The organism is Granulicella sp. S156 (genome assembly GCF_009766105.1).
In the GTDB taxonomy this organism is placed as follows: Bacteria; Acidobacteriota; Terriglobia; order Terriglobales; family Acidobacteriaceae; genus Granulicella.
On the sequence record NZ_LMUH01000008.1, the window covers coordinates 51,915 to 70,111 of the forward strand.

Here is an 18,197-nt window from a genome sequence, read left to right on the forward strand (position 1 = left end):
TACTCTTCCCAGTCCTGCTCGCAGGGAAGACCGATGCTACGACGTTTCGTATGGCGCACCATCATGACCGGGTAAAGAGTGCGGCAAAGAAACCGTCGCCCTCAAAGCCTGAACCCGGCAACGTCCGGAGAAAACCATCGCGCGTGAGTTTCGTAAGATCGGCTTCGGGAACGAGAGTTCCCTGCTCCTTCAGCTTAGTGACCGTTGGCTCTACGGGAATGCGAGAGATCGCGACTTTGGTTGCAAGCCCTTCAAGGACAGCAGTCACGATCTGCTCGTTCTCCTCCGGCTCCAGCGAGCAAGTGGAATAGACGAGTCGACCTTCTGGAGCGAGCCGCTGCAGTGCTGCGGAAAGAATCGTCCGCTGACGCTCGGCCTGGCGAGACAGATCACTCGGGCGCAAGTGGTGACGAATCTCTGGGTTCCGCGCGAGGGTTCCAGTACCACTACAGGGGACATCACAGAGAATCAGGTCGAAGAGGCCTTCGTCTGCTGAGAGCGTGGCAGCGTCGGATTCAACCGCGCGAATTTTGCTGCCGGGAGCGTCTCGCTGCAGCCGTTGGGAGAGAGCAAGCAGCCGTCGGGGACTTACATCGGTTGCCAGCAGATCCGCCTGCGGATGCCGCTGTGCCAGCAAGAGGGTCTTGCCTCCAGGCGCGGCGCAGCAGTCCCAGATACGCTGCGCTCCGGGCACACAAGCTGCAGTAAGCTCCGCCACCAGCCGCGAGCCGTCATCGAGTCGAGGGAGGCTTGCGGATTCTGCGCTATCTATTGGCTGGAATAGATTTCCAGATTGCGGCTCCTGCTGGTCGTACTCGCAGATTGCCTGCGCGGCTGCCCGGCCATAGTTTGCGACCCATCGCTCGACGAGCCAAAGGGGATGCCCGAGGCGCTCGGCAAAGACTCCGGTAGATTCGTGCAACCGCTGGCCCACCGGCTTGGCCGAAGCCAGCTTGCGAAGCACGGCATTCACCATGCCCACGGCGTGCGGATGCCCGGCGGAACGAACGAGTTCGACACTCTCGCTGAGAGCTGCATGGGCTGGAATGCGATCCATGTGCAGCAACTGGAAGGCACCAAGCCGTAGCGCTGTCAGGATGGGCTGCGCCAAAGCGAGTTCAGGACGCTGCAGCAGAGGCTTGATGCGGGCGTCGAGTGCGATCTGCCAGCGCAGTGTGCCCAAGACCAACGCCATCGTCAGATTACGATCGGCTTGCGAGAGCTGCGACATCCCAGGCGCATGCAACAGGTCATCGCTATGCGCAGTATTTGTGGCGACTCGCTGCAAAATCTCGAAGGCTGCCGAGCGTGCCGGGGTGATGCTGGCTAACGGTTTCTGGGTGGATTTTGCGGGACGCCGCTGTGGCGGTCTTCCCGGCCTGCGAGGTTCAGTCAAGACGTTCACCCGATTGAAGCTGGAAGTCACGCACGAAGTTCATACCCTTAAGTTTAGGCTTCCCTTCGAGTTGCACCTCGTCGAGAGCGAGCAAGGTCCCTCCGGCAGCTCCCACTAGAAGCTCACCAGTAGAGCCATCGAGATCCCCCGGAAGCAGCTTTTTGTCAGCCGACGATAGGTGCATTTGGTGGACGAGGAAGCGCTTGCCGCGCAGCGTCGCATGAGCGCCGGGCCAGGGATAAAATCCGCGCCAACGGTTGTAGACCTCCTGCGCTGTGCGTTCAGCCAGGTTGAGCCGGCCCTCCTCACGATTCAGGATGGGGGCGAGCGTAGCTTCGGCGTGATTCTGAGGTTTCCCGACAAGGGTGCCCTGTCCAAGCCCTTTGAGGGTCTGGATCATCAACTCGGCACCGACGAGGGAAAGCTGTGAAAAAATGTCGGAAGCCGTTGTGTCGGGACCGATAGGAACCCGTTTTTCCAACAAGATATCGCCCGTGTCGAGTCCGACGTCGAGACGCATCGTTGTCACTCCCGTCTCGATTTCGCCGTTGGCGACAGCCCACTGGATCGGAGCAGCGCCCCGATATTTCGGCAGCAAAGACCCGTGCAGATTGATATTGCCCAGGCGTGGCAGCTCGAGCATCCAGCCCGGGATGATGCGACCGTACGCGACGACCAGAATGGCATCCGGCTGCATGGCTTCCAACGTCCCACGAAGTTCCTGGTTGTTTTTGATGCGCTCCGGCTGCAGAACGCGCAGCTTACGTTCTAGCGCCAGACGCTTTACCGCTGGAGCCTGCAACTCCATCTTGCGACCGGCGGGGCGGTCCGGCTGGGTAAGAACCAGCGCCACCTCATGCCCAGCGTCGAGGACGGCGCGCAAGGTCGGAACCGCAAACTCGGGGGTGCCACAGAAAACTAGCTTCATTGGGTGTCTACCACTCGCCGTTCTTCTGGAGCTTACGAATGCGCCTGTGGACGAAGTCCCGCTTCAGACGGCTGAGGTGGTCAATAAAGAGTATGCCGTGCAGATGGTCGATCTCATGCTGCAGTGCCCGGGATAACAGCTCTTCACCTTCTACTTCAAAAAACTCACCTTTTACATTCTGAGCACGAACTTTAACCTTGGCGGCACGATGTACCTTCTCGCGAATCTCGGGGAGACTGAGGCAGCCTTCCTCTTCGAACTGCTTGCCCTCGCGGGTGATGATCTCGGGGTTAATAAGGGTCAACTTATCTTCGGGTCGTTCTTTAAAGCTTACGTCTATCACTGTGATTTGTTTGGAGATACCAATCTGCGGTGCAGCCAGGCCAATCCCCTGGGCCGCATACATGCTGTCGAACATCTCATCGACGAGCTGGGCCAGCTCAGGGGTGAACTCGGTGATTTTCTCACCGGGCTTGGAGAGGACAGGATCCGGGTACTTTACGACTTCGTGGATCTTGTTCGGCTTGGTGTCTTCTTTAGGCATCGATCAAAAGGCTCGTATCTGTTCGCAGTAGCTACTGAAGTTGCGGTGAAGCTCACGGAGGCTGTCGCCACCGAATTTTTCGATCACCAGCCGCGCAACTGTGAGCGCGACCATCGCCTCGGCGGCGACTCCGGCTGCCGGAACGACACAAACGTCGGAACGCTCGTAGGCAGCTTTGGTGGTCTCACGGGTTTCGAAGGAGACGGAGGCTAGCGGACGGCGCAGCGTCGAGATCGGCTTGAGATAGCCACGAACGACCAGATCTTCCCCGTTCGAGATACCGCCCTCGATGCCGCCTGCGTTGTTGTGCTCTCGGGTGAAGCGGGTAAACTTTCCGGCATCCTCCGGCACGGGTTCGGCTTCGTATGCGATCGCGTCGTGCACCTTCGATCCGGGCGACTGTGCTGCCGTCACCCCCCTGCCGAGTTCTACGGCTTTGACAGCCTGGAGGCTCATCACTGCCTGGGCCAGCAGACCGTCGATCCGCTCGTCCCAGTTGACGTGGGTACCAACACCCGGGGGGAGGCCGTGAACCACGACCTCAAAGACGCCGCCGATGGTGTCGCCTGTACGGAGGGCGTTGTCGACCTCGGCCTTCATGCGGGCCTCGGACTCAGGGTCGACGCAGGCCAGCAGAACCTCTTCGCGCTGGGCAAGAGCCGCGATCTCCGCGAAGCTGGCTTCGCGCGAGAGCTCCGCAGAGCCGACACGGATGACGTGGCTCGCGACCTCAATACCGAGTGCGCGGAGGAGCAGCTTCGCGACTGCACCGCAGGCCACTCGTGCCGCCGACTCGCGGGCCGAGGCGCGCTCCAGAATATAGCGCGCATCTTTAAAGTCGTACTTCAGAGCGCCGGCGAGGTCGGCATGGCCAGGTCTGGGGCTGGCGACTGCCTTGTGCTTTTCGGCGTCGCCCTCGCCGACGGGAAGAATCTCTTCCCAGTTCTTCCAGTCGCGGTTGGCGAGCGTCATGGCGACAGGCGAGCCGATGGTCTTGCCGTGGCGGACGCCGGAGAGGATGTGCGCGGTGTCGCGCTCGATACGCATGCGGCCACCACGGCCATAGCCCTGCTGGCGGCGCCAGAGCTCATGGTCGAGAAACTCCTGATCGACGGGAACACCCGCCGGAAGTCCGCTGATAAGGGCTACGAGGGATTCGCCGTGGCTTTCGCCGGCTGTTGAGAAACGAAGCATGAAGAGTTAATTATAGCGAGACACACGTAAGTTCTGGGCCAGACCACTGTGAGACAGTTTGGTTCAGCGTTGATCTGCTGGAAGTCGATACGAAGGAGTAGCTGGGGCTGAGACGATCTCTATCACTTTCAGCAGGGCTTCACGAGTCGTCCCTCCCCTAAAACGGTGGTTAGGAGCGAATACTCCTGCTAATGTTCTGCTACAAGATAGAATCTCTCTCGTTTTAGACATTTTCGCGAATCAAAAGCCATGACCATGATCAACCCACCTATCTCGTCCACATTTTTGACATACAGGAAGGCGCTCTCTGTGCTGTTGGCGCTATTCCTGTTTGGATATCGACCTTGTCCCGCTCAAATTCCCAGTAAAACAGCTGTCCTTCCCAGTAAAGAAGAGATTCTCGATGCAATCGGGAGCAAAGAACTGGCCCATGATCCGCATCTGCACTTTCAAATCAAGCCCTGGAACAATCGTCCTGGCAGCTTCCTGGCGATGGTGTACATCACAGCCTCAGTCAGTGACGACCTGGGCGAGAGTGATGCGGTGGAAGTGGTTCGCGCAGCCCGTCTTCAGCCTACGCTGGCACTTTTGGAGTTCGTCAACGGTCGATGGATCACCTCTGCGAAGTCCAGCGGGCCGCACGGATTTGGGAATCATTGCCGCGAATTACCCCGAGGAGCAGATCAAGTGGATAAGACGCCTGATACGCCGGGCGATCCCGGCCACAGTCCGGACGGCGACTTATGCAAGGAATTTGATTTCGACTTTGCCCCCTATCGGATCACACCAACAGAAACCGTCATAGGCGTACGGACAAAGTTTCACTCTTTTTACATTGCAGGTGAAGGTGAGTACGAAGATCTCACGTTATTCGAACTGGTTGGGCATGAGTTAAAACCAGTATTTTCCGAGATCATGAGTTCCAGCATGGAGGAGAGGGGCCCCAATGAAATGGATTCTTCGAAAACAGTCCTGCAGGTAAGCCCCCAGAAGACCAGAGATCACTTCGATCTCTTGGTTGTCGAGCATCACAATGTAGAAACTTTGACTGATGGTCCAAGTACAAACCGTCCTGGCCGTACTTTGTCCAAACGGAGATTTGTTTGGAATGGTACCGCTTATGTGGAAGTGAAATAGGGATCGCTTGTGCAGGTTGATCTGATTAGCGTACTTGCATACCCAAGTGCGTTGCTATTTCTCTATGTTGGCGGGTCATGAGTGTCCGACTCACCAGTTCCTTCCGTTCTGCGCTTCTACATCTGTATGGGCATTCCTCTAATTCTCCGAAGGCCGCTCCGCGCGGTCGATTACGAACACATCAGTAGAGGCCTTCTCCGGTAGTAGCTTCAGCCCAAGCTGCTCCTTGATCGCAGTAAATAAATTCGGCGGTGCAGAGGCATCCTCCTGGGAATCGCCAGGTTTGCCGTTCGCACGAAAGTTGTCAGGCGTCCATCGCAGCACAAGATCAAAGCGCCCGGCAATGCCCGTCTGATCAACCGCTGGCCGATCAAGCACGAAGCGCTGCAAAAACGTAGCGAAGTTTGCCATCGTTGCATTGCCCACCTGCAGGGTGCCACCTGGGCTATAGCCGACCACGGGTATCCCGTTCGGATCGGCAGTGCTCTTGGTGAGCTTTGGTGCCTCCGCCGTTTTCACCAGCGCGTACACCGGAAGAATCTTCTGTTCGTGATGCATCGCTATGTGAAAGCGCTCCACGAGAAGCTGCTGAACCATAATCTTCATCTGATCGGAACTTGGCCGCTTTTCTGTCTCGGGGTCGGCAAGGATGTCGAACTTCTCTGTCCGTAGCCACTCAGGCCCGCCAACAAGCTGATCCGGATGCACGCTGTATGCATATTTGAAGACATCCACGAACGTAGTGCCTTCTGTGGCAAAGCGATTGCCACGAATCTGCGTAACGGCCACGGCATCCGGCTCGCTCGGTTTGATTGTCGCGACAGCAAACGTCGGTGACGCTGAAGGGACTTGCTGCGCCGGCAGCAACCCACAAACTAGAAAGCACCATGAAAGTAAAGCCGCACTCCGCATCCACCATCCTCCGAACAACCTTGCAACTTCGGTTCAGGCCAAGTTCGTCGCAGGCATTGGCGACAAGATCTCAATAGAACGCGTCGAAACCGATGACGATATCACTTCCCAGTCTAAAGCTTCAACATTCCACACTCGTAACTTTACGATGCGGATGAAAAGTAGTCACATCCGATGAAAATTATCTGGCTAAGGGATGAGTGCGTTTATTTTTTGGAGAGAGTATGAAGTCGTGTAGTAGGATGTCAGGCATTAGAACGATTGAAACTCCAGCATATAAGCGTATCTTTGGTGATCAGTTCAAAACCACGTCCAACGAGGAGGAACTTTGGCTATCCCCGATGCAGGCTTCCGCAGGTGTATTTCGTCAGGAAAATTTCTCGTGCTGGTTACCCTGTTGGTGTGGACGTTTTCACTCAAAGCTCAGGTAAATGTTGTGACGTACCAATACGACAACACACGTGTCGGCTCCAATCTACAAGAAAAGACGCTTACACCGAGCACCATAAGCTCTACCCGATTCGGCAGACTTTTCCGGCAACCCGTCGATGGAACGATCTATGGGCAACCGCTTTATCTTTCAAAGGTAAAGATCAAAGGGAAACACGTGCACAACGTGGTCTATGTTGCCACGGAGCATGACAGCGTTTATGCCTTCGATGCCGACGACAACCGAGGCGAAGATGCAAACCCGTTATGGCATGTAAGCTTCATCGACCCAGACAAGGGGATAACCTCTGTACCTTCGCGGGATTACCTTCGCTGCCCGGCAATTGTCCCCGAAGTCGGAGTTACCAGCACTTCGGTCATTGATATAGCGACAGGAACACTTTATGTCGAAAGCATGACTAAGGAGTCGGACAGCAACACGGCCTCCTATGTGCATCATTTGCATGCTTTGGACGTGAAGACCGGCAAAGAACGTCCCGGAAGCCCTGTAAAGATAGAGGCAACCGTGCCCGGCACCGGAGATGGATCAGACAAAGTCGTCTTTACGCCTAAGAATCAAAGGCAGCGACCTGGGCTGTTGCTCCTGAATGGCGTGGTGTACACCGCATGGTCGCAACAATGTCAGGGACTAGACCCCTACCACGGGTGGTTGATTGGGTACGACTCTAAAACGCTTCGTCAGGTGTCTGTGTTCAACAATACTCCCAACGGTGTGGAGGCCTCTTTCTGGAACAGCGGCGCAGCACCGGCGGCAGACAACAACGGGAATATCTTTCTGGCCGCCGGCAATGGGAGCTTCGATTACAACACAGGTGGAGGTAACCTTGGGCAGAGCTATATTCGGCTTTCCACCCAGCATGGCCTGAAGTTCGAGGACTACTTCGCGCCATTCGACGTTGTGCATATGAATCGTCACGACATCGATCTAGGCTCCAGCGGCATTCTTGTACTGCCTGACGATGTGGGAAGCGCATTGCATCCTCATCTCCTGGTTGGAGCCGCGAAGGATGGCCGAATCTACCTGATCGATCGCGATCACATGGGCGGTCACCATTCGGATTCCGATAGCCAGGTTGTGCAATCGTTTACGGGAGCTATCACCCAATTTGTCTATCTCGGCAAGCCTGCGTATTTCAATGGATCGGTCTATTTCTGTGGCACCGGCAATAGCTTGAAGCAATTCCCCATCTCCGATGGGAAGCTGGAAACAAGTGCCCGTTCTCAGACCACAGCACAATTCGAGTTCCCCGGATGCGTGCCTACTATTTCAGCGAACGGCAAAGCGGATGCGATTCTCTGGCTGCTGGAAAGCAAAGGCGTATTGCGCGCCTACGACCCTTCCAACCTCAGCAACGAGCTCTACGATAGCAACCAGGTGGCAACACGCGATGCCCTTGGAGCGTATGTGAAATTCTCAGTCCCGATTGTGGCTAATGGGAAGGTATACGCTGGCACCCAGGACGCCCTGGTAGCGTATGGCCTGTTGTCCCAGGACATGAGATCCGCATCGCCGACAAGCTCCAAAACACCCCATTAAACAAAGATCAAGAATGAAACGATGTCTGACAGGATGTTTTGGGTAGCTGTATTAAATCGTTACAAATATGGATTAAATGCTTGACATCGCCAGTTTCCGTCACGATACTGGCTAGCTACCGGTGGAATTACCTTGATTCAACCGGATGAAGAAGACGGCCCGAGGCGTTGATGCGTCGGGCTGGGCTGCATGAATTGCGAGAACAAAGATTAGCTTCCTCCCGGGCCCCAAAATCCAAATCACTCAGCAGTAAAAGGAGGCAACATGTCACGCATCAGCACTGGCGCAAGCCACTTTATTGAATCAATCTGTCGAAGGCGCTCGTCACAGCTTTTTTTCCTCTCACTGGCAACAGCGTTTCTGGTTCCACTTACGCTGCACGCTCAAACCGTTTACGAAGGTAACGCTAGTGCCAACGCTATCGAAGGCACCGCCGTAGTCGAGAGCTGTTCGGGATGCCTGAATGGCGAACGAATAGGCAATATCGGAAATGGCAGCGCTAACTACCTGAGAATCAAAAGTATCAGTGTTCCAAGCACCGGAACCTATACGGTGACGCTGTATTACACGGAAGGTAGTGACGGTGGTGCCCGCACTTTCACGACACAAATCAACGGCGTGGCGGGCCCAACCCTGAGTAACCTGACAGGCAGCAGTTGGACCTCTCCAGCGGCGCCAGTCACCTTCCAGGCTAGCTTCACAGCAGGCAGTGGTAACTCCGTTGGATTCTTCAATGCGAGTGGGCCTGCTCCTGATGTTGACCACATCACCGTAAGTGGCGGCGGCAGTAGCGGAGGTGGCGGCACAACCCTCAGCAACGTATACGTTACCTTGTACGGCTGGCCTGATAACTCACCAGCAGGAGACGCGATTGCGTATCCGGCGAACGGGGGCTACCCGACGATCCATAACGTAGCCACAGCGGGGCAAAGCTACAGCAATCCGGGCACCTTTGCGACAGATGCTCTCTCGAACGGAGAGATGCCAGTCGGCGCGATCGTCTATGACCCGCATTTCCAGAAATACTTCATTCTTGAAGACGAATGCAGTGGTTCTGGACCCGATCCCGGTAATTGCGAAAACGACTGGGTAACCAAACAGAAATATCACATCGACCTTTGGATCGGCGGCAATCCGCCAGCCAACGATAATGATGTGGATAACTGCGAAGACTCCCTGACGCTTGACGGACAGACCATCATTGAGAATCCGCCGAGCAACGAGTCCGTCAACACTACCCCCCTATACAACAGCAATACAAATACATGCTGGTAACTAGTAGCAAGTGAGTTGTTGCCAGGCCCTGCACAACGTGGGGTCTGGCAGCTTTTCGATCCCGATCGCAGAGGAAATCGAGGCCTATGAGACCCAGCGTGTTGTGTTTGATCTTGTTCTTAGCATCCGCATTGGTAATCCCCTTCGCGCAATCCGCAAAGAGCATATACGAACAAGGGATCGTGGCAAAGCGAGGTGACTCGCGCACGCTCAATGAGACATTTCTGTCGATCAAGCGACAGATGAAGTTCAGTGGCTCAACCCACGACGTGTCCCGCGCGGACAAGGGATACAACTGGCATCGCACCACCAGCTACAGCAATCTCCAACTCAACAATTGCCAACTGACGATCGACAAGGCATCCGTGAGCAACGGCCGGCATAGAGAGGTTGTGTATACGATCCCGTTATGGGACTTAAATTCAGTAACGTACCAGGTAGACGAAGGCAGCAAGCAATTCAAATACACGCCCACGGTCCCGGCCTTATTCTTCAGGAACCGCACGAAGAGCATGCATTGGGGGAGACCTCGAAGCTACGTTGCAACCGATCTCATAGAGATCGAGTTTGGCCGCGACCCAGGCTTTGGAAAAGAAAAGATCATTCAATTGGGCGATGCCTTTCAGCATCTCGGGAATTTGTGTGCTTCACAGAAGCCACAGATGCCCGCGGGAAAACCGTCAAAGCCATTCCCTTTGAATTGAGAAGACGCAAGATAACTACATCAGCTTCATGATGATGAGCAATCATTCCTTGCAGAAGGTTATTGCCTTATGCCTATAAGTGCCAGCTCCGACGAAGTACAGCTTCTACCCGCAGTCCGAAGCTCGTTTCACGTTGAACTACTTCGCGTGCCGGTGTTACTTCTGTTGTTTTCGTGGGCTGGTATTTATGAGGCTTACCACCTTACGGCACTGAAAGATTACGACATCTGGTGGCATCTGCGCACGGGTATCTGGATTCTCCATAACCACGCTGTGCCTCATACGGCGCTCTTTACGCAGTACTCAAGGCAGCCCTGGATAGCCTATAGTTGGGGGTTCGATGTCCTAACGGCCTTCTTTTACAAATTGTTTGGTCTGAGGGGCATTCCAATTCTTCAGGTGTGTTTTAAAGCCGCCTTCGCCCTCGTGGCATTCCTCTTAGCGCGCGGATCGTTTCGGAGTTTCTTGCCGGCAGCCCTCCTTTCCGCTATCGGACAGTATGCGATTCCGGATTTCAAGGTGCGTCCCGGCTCTCTGTCGATCCTATTGCTTGGGATTACACTGATCGTACTGTTTGAAGTTCGCCGGACAGGGAGAGTACGCAATCTACTTTGGCTGCCGTTGCTCTTCATCCTTTGGGCAAACCTGCATATCCAATTCGTATACGGACTTTTCGTAATCGGTTTGTTTGCAGCGGTCGTGCTACTGGAAAGCTTTGCGCGTCGATTGGGTACAAACTGGTTTACCAGCCAAAGCCCTCCTTTGAGCGCAGCTTATGTAGTGGCCGTAATGAGCGTCTGTGGACTCGCTACGCTGATCACGCCGTATACCTATCACACGTATCAAGTCGCCTGGCAATACGCTCATAGCACAGCAGTCTACGATTACATTCTCGAGATGCGCGCCATGAACTTTCATTGGCCAGAACACTATGTGCGCTTGTTGCTCGTCATGGCGGCGTGCTTCGCGTTGGGCCAGCGGCGTTCCAGGAATTTGTTTGCTATCGCGTTGCTAGCCATCTCTGCGCTGATTGGTTTTCACCAGCAGCGCGACACCTGGTTCATGGTATTGGTCTCTATTGCAACCATTGGAGACGCCTACTTTGCAGAGAAGCAAGTCTGGCAAGAAGGCTTGCCTCGTTTTACCAGGGAAAAACATATCGTTGCCTCGTTAGTCGCGGTGCTGCTCATCGTATCCATCGTTCGGTATATTCCCTCTAGCCAAGAATCACTTTTGCTCAAAGTCGGTGAAGGCTTTCCGGTAAAGGCCTGCAATGCAATTTTAGGAAACCACCTTCCCCCACCCATCTTCAATCCTCTAAATTGGGGCGGCTTCCTTACCTGGTATTTGCCGGATTACCCCGTAGCGATTGACGGACGTACCGACCTCTATGGCGACGAGATAACAATTCGACAATACAAGGTCTGGGATGGCGAACTTCCGCCCGGTAAAGAGCCAACACTCGTTCATGCGCGTACTCTGCTCCTGGGGAGCAGAACAGGTTTGGCGGAAGCCCTGCGTGAAACGCCAGGATATCGATTGGTCTATGACGATGGGATGGCTGCAGTGTTTGAGCGCATGGTAGGACCAGACATAGGGACGCCACAATGATCGGCCAGAACGTGGCGACATCAAAAGTGTTTTACAACGGATGAGCCTGATGGAAAGACATAGCAGGTAAGGGCCAAAAAGAATATGAAACCATCTTTCTTGCCGTGTGTGGTCGCGAGTTTCATATCGAGCTGCCTGCTCGGAGTGGCGTCTCATGCCCAAACGGTTCCAACAAAATCGTCCACGCTTGAAGGAATCGTGGCCAATCAATCAACTGGCGCACCCGTACCTTTCGCAGATGTACGCCTCGCAAAACAAGACGATCAAACCGTCAGTGTCTCCACAGTCACTGACGCTATCGGGCACTTTCAATTTAACAACCTCGCCCAGGGAAGTTATTCACTGACCGCCGATCGTCCCGATTTTTTGCCCAGCCTACCGGTTACAGCGAGCGTCGGAGCGGACCCAGTGGATAGCAAACTTCAGCTTGCACCGCTCGGGGTCATTGCGGGTACTGTGTTTGCCGATGATGGCGATCCTCTTTCCGGTGCAGTGGTCGCAGCTTTGCGCGTGACGATGAAAGACGGAACGACCTCGTTATCCCACATCGCTCAAACGACCACCAACGATCTAGGAACCTACCGGCTGCATGGCCTGCCCCCCGGACAGTACTATGTCAAGGTCAATCAGCGCGACTCTACTGCTCATACGACAAATGATTCGCAAGGGCCCGCGGTTCGGACCCTTTTTTATCCTCCCAGCGCCAGTCAGGACGCGGCGAACGGCCTCGAGATAGCCGCAGGCAGCATGATCACGGGGATTAATCTGGAATTTCCAAAGAAGGCTGCAACAACGGGCTCCGACACTCAAAGCTTGTCTGCCGCCGAGAGCGCCACTATTCAGGGACAGGTGTTGAATTCGGCCACCGGAGATGCAGTCTCGAATGCTCAGATAGAGTTGCTAGGCGGAGATACTTCTCAAGAACCAAGCACTCGATCAGATACATCGGGACACTTTAGCTTTAGCGGCGTTCCTCCTGGCACATATCGTATCTCCGCAGTCCATAATGGTTTCCTGGCTCATGCGCCATGGAGTCTCGGATCAACGGGCTCCGAACACAACATCACAACTGCAGCAGGCCAGACTCTCGATACTGTGGACCTGCGCTTGGTTCCGCAAGGAGTGATTGCAGGAAGAGTTCTTGAAGGCAGCGTTCCCCTCTCGAATGCCATCGTGATGGCGGTCCGTTCGTCTTTCGTCGCAGGCCGGCGAAAACTTATCCTTGCCAGCCGTACCTACACCAACGATCTGGGTGAGTATAGGTTGTTTGATCTTCAGCCAGGGCACTACTATTTGAGCGTCACGTACCGCGATGGCACCGCTCCTGGCTCTCCGAGATTCGCCGATGCAAACACCATACAAAGTAGTCCTCCTCAAGAGGACTTTGTAAATACTTTTTATCCAGAGGCTTTGACTCTTGCCGACGCGACTCCGCTGGAAATTACGCCCGGGAGCATTCAAAGCTCTATCGATGTAGCCCTGTTCAGGATGCATAAGTGGACTGTGAGCGGCAGAGTTCTCTTTCCGTCAGGCACGCGCTTTACCAATCCTCCGATGGCCGTGCTCTTGCCTCGAGACCCTACCCTGATTGTGAAGTTTAGTCAGCGAACTGCTTCAGTGGACGCACACACTGGCGCTTTTGCAATCGATGGAGTTCCTCCCGGCAGCTACACACTCGCAGTGGACACCCAGATTGGAGACGCTCAATATGCAGCCTCTCAATTGGTCAACCTTACTAAAGCGGATGTGAGTGGACTTGCTGTTGGACTGACACGTTCTTTCCCTGTTCGAGGACATGTCGTCGCCGAAGGTTCGGATCAGTGCCTCTTTTCCGGTCTTGGCATCAGTGCGCAGTCGACCGGGGAGCAAGGCGCGCCCCATAATGCAAGGGCTGCGGTAAACGATAGTGGACTATTCATACTGGAGAATCTTCGTCCCGATCACTACTCCCTCAAGCTTTCAGGACTCACAGGAAACTGTTACGTGAGATCGGTCTCTGTGGGCACGAGCGATGTAACGTCTACTGACGTTCAACTCGCACAAGGATCTTCTCCGATCGAGTTTGTCTTAAGCGCCAATGGGGGAAAGATCGATGGCGATCTGATTGATGACCAACATCAGCCCGTCAAATCAGCTACCGTGGTGCTCATTCCCCAGCCACCGCTCCGAGACCGCGAGGACCTTTACAAAAAGATCGCCACTGATCAGTCCGGAAATTTCAGTTTGCAAGGTATATCTCCCGGCAACTATAAGTTGTTTGCCTGGAATGCCATCGAACCGGATTCCTATTTAGATCCGGAGGTGCTTGCCCCCTTCGAAGGCCTCGGTCAAGACGTCAGCATTCAGGAAGCGGGCCAAAGCAAGATTGAACTCACAGTGATTCCAAATGACGGAAGATCGACACCTTGACCTGCTCGAGACAAACATTGCTTGCTACCGGGCCGGTTCCGATGCAGCACGGCGTGTAAATGCTTCTAGCTGCAGTGAAAATACAACAGAGCCTGTGACAGATGAAAATTCATGCTGTGTTCACGCCCTTCGCTTCCTGGGGCTGGATCGATGGCTGTCGCGATCGGCCAGAGGAATGCTCCTATAGGTATACTTGTCGCCGTATTCCAGGTCACCTGGACGATCGATCATAGGGAGAAGGAAGCGGTCATGGCAACAGCAACCAACACACAATTACACCCCGGCAGCTATGGATTTCCCGTTCCGTTCAAGAAGCGTTATAGCAACTACATTGGAGGCGAATGGGTTGCACCGCTTTCCGGAGAATACTTCGACAACGTCTCGCCTGTAACGGGTGAGGTCTTCTGCGAGGTGCCACGTTCGAATGCCGCGGACATCGACCGGGCACTCGACGCCGCACATGCCGCCAAGCGCGCCTGGGGGAAGACCTCCGCGGCGCAGCGTGCACGAATCCTGGAACAGATCGCCCAGCGTATCGACGACAATACCGAACTGCTAGCCACTGCCGAGACGTGGGACAACGGCAAACCCATTCGCGAGTCGCTGAATGCGGACGTGCCGCTGTGCGCCGATCATTTTCGATACTTCGCGGGCTGCATTCGCGCGCAGGAAGGCGGCATCTCAGAGATCGATCAGGATACCGTCGCGTATCACTACCATGAGCCGCTGGGTGTCGTGGCGCAGATTATTCCGTGGAACTTCCCGCTACTGATGGCCTGCTGGAAGCTGGCACCCGCGCTGGCTGCGGGTAACGCCATCGTTCTGAAGCCTGCTGAACAGACTCCTGTCTCCATCCTTCTGTTCATGGAGCTTATCGGCGACCTGTTGCCGCCGGGCGTGCTGAACATCGTCAACGGCTTTGGTGTCGAGGCTGGCAAGCCACTTGCATCCAATCCACGGGTGAACAAGGTCGCGTTTACTGGTGAGACGACCACGGGACGTTTGATCATGCAGTACGCCTCTCAGACCATCATTCCAGTCACGCTGGAGCTTGGTGGTAAGTCGCCTAACATCTTCTTTGCTGATGTGATGGCGGAGGACGATGCGTTCTTCGACAAGGCGCTGGAAGGCTTCACCTTATTTGCATTCAACCAAGGCGAAGTCTGCACATGCCCTTCCCGTGCGTTGATTCATGAGTCCATTTATCACCGATTCATGGAGCGGGCGCTCGCTCGCGTCAAAGCCATCAAGCACGGCAACCCGCTCGACCGCGACACGATGATCGGTGCGCAAGCTTCGCAGGAGCAGTTGGAGAAGATCCTTTCCTACATCGACATCGGAAAACAGGAGGGCGCGCAGCTACTGACGGGAGGCCATCGTAAGAAGCTAGAAGGCGATCTCGAAGGTGGCTATTACGTCGAGCCTACGATCTTCAAGGGCAATAACAAGATGCGTATCTTCCAGGAAGAGATCTTTGGGCCGGTGCTCTCGGTTACGACTTTCCGCGATGACGAGGAAGCGCTGGCGATTGCGAACGACACACTCTACGGGCTGGGTGCCGGTGTCTGGACTCGCGACATGACACGAGCCTATCGCTTTGGCCGTGGCATCGAAGCTGGGCGCGTATGGACAAACTGCTATCACCTGTACCCGGCACACGCAGCGTTCGGTGGGTATAAGCAGTCCGGGATCGGGCGAGAGAACCACAAGATGATGCTCGACCATTACCAGCAGACGAAGAACCAACTCGTCAGCTACAGCCCCAATGCGCTGGGATTTTTCTAGACCATGAAAGGCCCGGACATTCCGCAACAAGTGCTGGCAACGGATGCCGCATTGAACCTGATGGCGAAGCTCTTCGCGAAACATGGAGAGCTGATGTTTCATCAGTCCGGGGGATGCTGCGACGGCAGTTCCCCCATGTGTTATCCGCGCGGGGAGTTTCTCGTGGGTGATCAGGATGTGCTGATAGGAACGCTAGCGGGAACACCGTTCTATATAGGCCGAAGCCAGTTCGAGTACTGGAAGCACACCCAACTGATTCTCGATGTCGTTCCAGGACGCGGCGGCATGTTCTCCCTGGAAGGCCCCGAAGGCGTGCGCTTTCTCACGCGGTCACGCGTGTTCACCAATGATGAGATTATCCAATTGAGAGCAGCAGGTCGCATATAGGCAGGTGGCCCAGGCTTAGAGGAATGATCTAAGACAAGGGCCACCTGGCTTCCGACTCTGCGCTATTCGACGTGGTACACATGCGTACCACTACCGATCTCCTCGGTCTTGCCCTTCGGCAGGGTAACCGTCGCAGTCGTGTTTGCTGGAATCGTGATGGTGAAGCGGTGCCCGCTCTCCTGCCAGTCGGAGACGATTGTTCCGTAGGCAGAGTCGTACTCGGTGTGGAGTTGCGGAAGCGCTGGATCGAAATGAGGGCTAATGGTGAGGTGATGGTAGCCTGGCCCGGTGGCGTCGGTATCGATGCCGGAGGCGCGGCGATAGACCCAGGCCATAACGGATCCAAAGGCATAGTGGTTATAGGAGTTCATACCAGGGTCGCCGGTATCGCCATTCCAGCGCTCCCACCACGTAGTAGCACCCTTCTTCACCATATAGCCCCATGAGGGATACGTATCCGACAGCAGAAGCTTGAAGGCGAGATCCGTGCGGTTATTTTCATCGAGCACAAACAGCAGGAACGGCGTGCCGAGAAAGCCCGTTGTGAGATGGGTGCCGTGTGCCTCAATGTCCTTTGCAAGACGATCTACCATATTGGCACGCAATGATGACGGGGCGATCCCCGTGAAGATGGTGGCAAGATACGCTGTCTGGGTATTGCCTTCGACACTGCCATCTTCTTTCACGAAAGCCGTACGGTAGGCAGCAGCAATGTGGTCATACTGCTGCTGGTATTTCTCGGCGTCCGCGGTGCGATGGAGTGCGGTAGCCATCTCCGCCATCTCGCGCGCGACCAGCGCCCAGTAGGCGGTGCCAATGAGAGTGCTGGGAGTGTTCTGATCTGGCGCAAGCCAGTCGGCATAGTTATTGCCGAGCGCCTTACGCCGGATGTAGTCGGGGTTGTTGCTCAGAATGAAGTCCATCCAGCGTTCCATCGCCGGCCAGGAGCGCTCCACGATGGCGGCATCGCCGTACTGCAGCCATGCGGCGTATGGAATAAAAACACCCGCATCGCCCCAGCCAGGCGCTCCAGGATTCGGTCCCAGGATATTTGGTGAAACATCGGTGAATGCGCCTGCAGCCGTCTGCGCGTCCGTCACATCGAGCATGAACTTGTGCGTGAAGGCATCGATGTCGAAGTTGTAGGTGCCGGTACGCCAGAAGACTCCAGCATCGCCCATCCAGCCGAGACGCTCATCACGCTGCGGGCAGTCGGTTGGGATCGAGACAAAATTGCCTCGCTGTCCCCAGGCACCGAGTTCATTCATCTTATTGAGAGTCTCGCTGGAACTGGTGAGGTGCACGGAGGGCTTGGCGGGAAGACTATTAAAGACAAGACCATCGATGGTAGCGAGAGTAGGCGGGGTTGGCGGGGCTGTACCCACGTAGGAGAGTTCGACATAGCGAAAGCCATGGAAGGTGAAAGCGGGAGTCCAGGTTTCGTCACCGTCGCCGGAGAGGGCGTACGTATCTGTTGCGTCGGCGTTGCGAAGGTTCTCTGTATAGATGCTGCCATCTGGATTGAGCCGTTCGGCATAGCGCAGACGCACCACAGTGCCACGTGGACCGCTGACATGGATACGGATATTGCCGACCATGTTTTGGCCCATGTCGTAGATGGTCGGATGGGCATCGTTGGCGGGATCAAGCTTAATGGGATGCAGTGTGATCGTGGTGTTGACGAGCAGGTCCGGCTGTGCGGTGAGGACCATGCCGCTATCTGGCGGGTCTGCAGTGACAGCTGCCGTCCAGCGCGCTGCGTCGAAACTGGGCGCGCTCCAACCAGGCTGTGCGAGGCGTGCATCGTAGGATTCGCCACCGTAGATCTCGGAGAAGGTAATAGGCGCGGGGGCGGTGAGCCAGCTCGGGTCTGTGGCGATCGTCTGATGCGTGCCATTCGCGAGTGTCAGGTCAAGCTGCGCGCGCAG

At 55.4% G+C, this 18,197-nt stretch carries 14 protein-coding genes; 8 read left to right on the top strand and 6 right to left on the bottom strand.

The genetic code is table 11. The annotated features are described in order from the left end of the window. Positions 1-61: 61 nt before the first annotated feature. Genes GSQ91_RS07245 through aroC form a run of 4 tightly spaced genes read right to left on the bottom strand, consistent with a single transcriptional unit; the run spans position 62 to position 4,062 of the window. Positions 62-1,405, bottom strand: coding sequence for an RsmB/NOP family class I SAM-dependent RNA methyltransferase (locus GSQ91_RS07245; protein ID WP_254064412.1), 1,344 nt, complete (start codon positions 1,403-1,405; stop codon positions 62-64). Beyond that, a complete protein-coding gene (gene fmt / locus GSQ91_RS07250; RefSeq protein WP_158820621.1) occupies positions 1,389-2,324 on the bottom strand; it encodes a methionyl-tRNA formyltransferase in 936 nt (311 codons plus the stop codon). The genes GSQ91_RS07245 and fmt overlap by 17 nt, the downstream gene beginning before the upstream one ends. A gap of 7 nt (positions 2,325-2,331) precedes the next feature. Beyond that, a complete protein-coding gene (gene def, locus GSQ91_RS07255) occupies positions 2,332-2,868 on the bottom strand; it encodes a peptide deformylase (protein ID WP_158820623.1) in 537 nt (178 codons plus the stop codon). A gap of 3 nt (positions 2,869-2,871) precedes the next feature. Then, entirely contained in the window at positions 2,872-4,062 is a 1,191-nt protein-coding gene (gene aroC, locus GSQ91_RS07260) for a chorismate synthase (protein WP_158820625.1), read from the bottom strand. A 249-nt stretch (positions 4,063-4,311) separates the two neighbouring features. Here aroC and GSQ91_RS07265 point away from each other — a divergent pair, with 249 nt between their 5' ends. Beyond that, positions 4,312-5,199, top strand: coding sequence for a hypothetical protein (locus GSQ91_RS07265; RefSeq protein ID WP_158820627.1), 888 nt, complete (start codon positions 4,312-4,314; stop codon positions 5,197-5,199). Between the two features lie 138 nt (positions 5,200-5,337). Here GSQ91_RS07265 and GSQ91_RS07270 read toward each other — a convergent pair whose 3' ends face one another. Continuing rightward, complete coding sequence (locus tag GSQ91_RS07270; RefSeq protein ID WP_158820628.1) at positions 5,338-6,111, bottom strand: TIGR03435 family protein; 774 nt, start codon at positions 6,109-6,111, stop codon at positions 5,338-5,340. Positions 6,112-6,439: 328 nt separating this feature from the next. On the opposite strand from GSQ91_RS07270, the gene GSQ91_RS07275 reads away from it, so the two are divergent. From GSQ91_RS07275 to GSQ91_RS07305, 7 genes are all read left to right on the top strand, one after another. Then, positions 6,440-8,098 carry a pyrrolo-quinoline quinone gene (locus GSQ91_RS07275; protein WP_158820630.1) on the top strand — a complete coding sequence of 553 codons (1,659 nt, stop codon included), beginning with the start codon at positions 6,440-6,442 and terminating at the stop codon, positions 8,096-8,098. A 264-nt stretch (positions 8,099-8,362) separates the two neighbouring features. Continuing rightward, positions 8,363-9,373, top strand: coding sequence for a hypothetical protein (locus tag GSQ91_RS07280; protein ID WP_158820632.1), 1,011 nt, complete (start codon positions 8,363-8,365; stop codon positions 9,371-9,373). A 182-nt stretch (positions 9,374-9,555) separates the two neighbouring features. Beyond that, positions 9,556-10,077, top strand: a complete 522-nt coding sequence (locus tag GSQ91_RS07285) for a hypothetical protein (protein ID WP_158820634.1) — start codon at positions 9,556-9,558, stop codon at positions 10,075-10,077. Positions 10,078-10,542: 465 nt separating this feature from the next. Further along, complete coding sequence (locus tag GSQ91_RS07290) at positions 10,543-11,688, top strand: hypothetical protein (RefSeq protein WP_158820636.1); 1,146 nt, start codon at positions 10,543-10,545, stop codon at positions 11,686-11,688. Positions 11,689-11,772: 84 nt separating this feature from the next. After that, positions 11,773-14,097, top strand: a complete 2,325-nt coding sequence (locus GSQ91_RS07295) for a collagen binding domain-containing protein (protein WP_256370368.1) — start codon at positions 11,773-11,775, stop codon at positions 14,095-14,097. A gap of 249 nt (positions 14,098-14,346) precedes the next feature. After that, positions 14,347-15,882, top strand: coding sequence for an aldehyde dehydrogenase (gene adh, locus GSQ91_RS07300; RefSeq protein WP_158820640.1), 1,536 nt, complete (start codon positions 14,347-14,349; stop codon positions 15,880-15,882). A 3-nt stretch (positions 15,883-15,885) separates the two neighbouring features. Next, positions 15,886-16,269, top strand: coding sequence for a DUF779 domain-containing protein (locus GSQ91_RS07305; protein ID WP_158820642.1), 384 nt, complete (start codon positions 15,886-15,888; stop codon positions 16,267-16,269). 62 nt (positions 16,270-16,331) lie between these two features. On the opposite strand, the gene GSQ91_RS25830 is transcribed toward GSQ91_RS07305, so the two are convergent. Next, positions 16,332-18,197 (bottom strand): alpha-L-rhamnosidase (locus GSQ91_RS25830; RefSeq protein WP_254064401.1); only part of this gene is annotated, 1,866 nt, incomplete at its 5' end.

Coding starts and splice junctions, on each gene's coding strand:
- GSQ91_RS07265 (WP_158820627.1), top strand. CDS start 4,312: ATGACCATGATCAACCCACCTATCTCGTCCACATTTTTGACATACAGG.
- GSQ91_RS07295 (WP_256370368.1), top strand. CDS start 11,773: ATGAAACCATCTTTCTTGCCGTGTGTGGTCGCGAGTTTCATATCGAGC.
- GSQ91_RS07305 (WP_158820642.1), top strand. CDS start 15,886: ATGAAAGGCCCGGACATTCCGCAACAAGTGCTGGCAACGGATGCCGCA.
- aroC (WP_158820625.1), bottom strand. CDS start 4,062: ATGCTTCGTTTCTCAACAGCCGGCGAAAGCCACGGCGAATCCCTCGTA.
- GSQ91_RS07270 (WP_158820628.1), bottom strand. CDS start 6,111: ATGCGGAGTGCGGCTTTACTTTCATGGTGCTTTCTAGTTTGTGGGTTG.
- fmt (WP_158820621.1), bottom strand. CDS start 2,324: ATGAAGCTAGTTTTCTGTGGCACCCCCGAGTTTGCGGTTCCGACCTTG.
- GSQ91_RS07280 (WP_158820632.1), top strand. CDS start 8,363: ATGTCACGCATCAGCACTGGCGCAAGCCACTTTATTGAATCAATCTGT.
- adh (WP_158820640.1), top strand. CDS start 14,347: ATGGCAACAGCAACCAACACACAATTACACCCCGGCAGCTATGGATTT.
- def (WP_158820623.1), bottom strand. CDS start 2,868: ATGCCTAAAGAAGACACCAAGCCGAACAAGATCCACGAAGTCGTAAAG.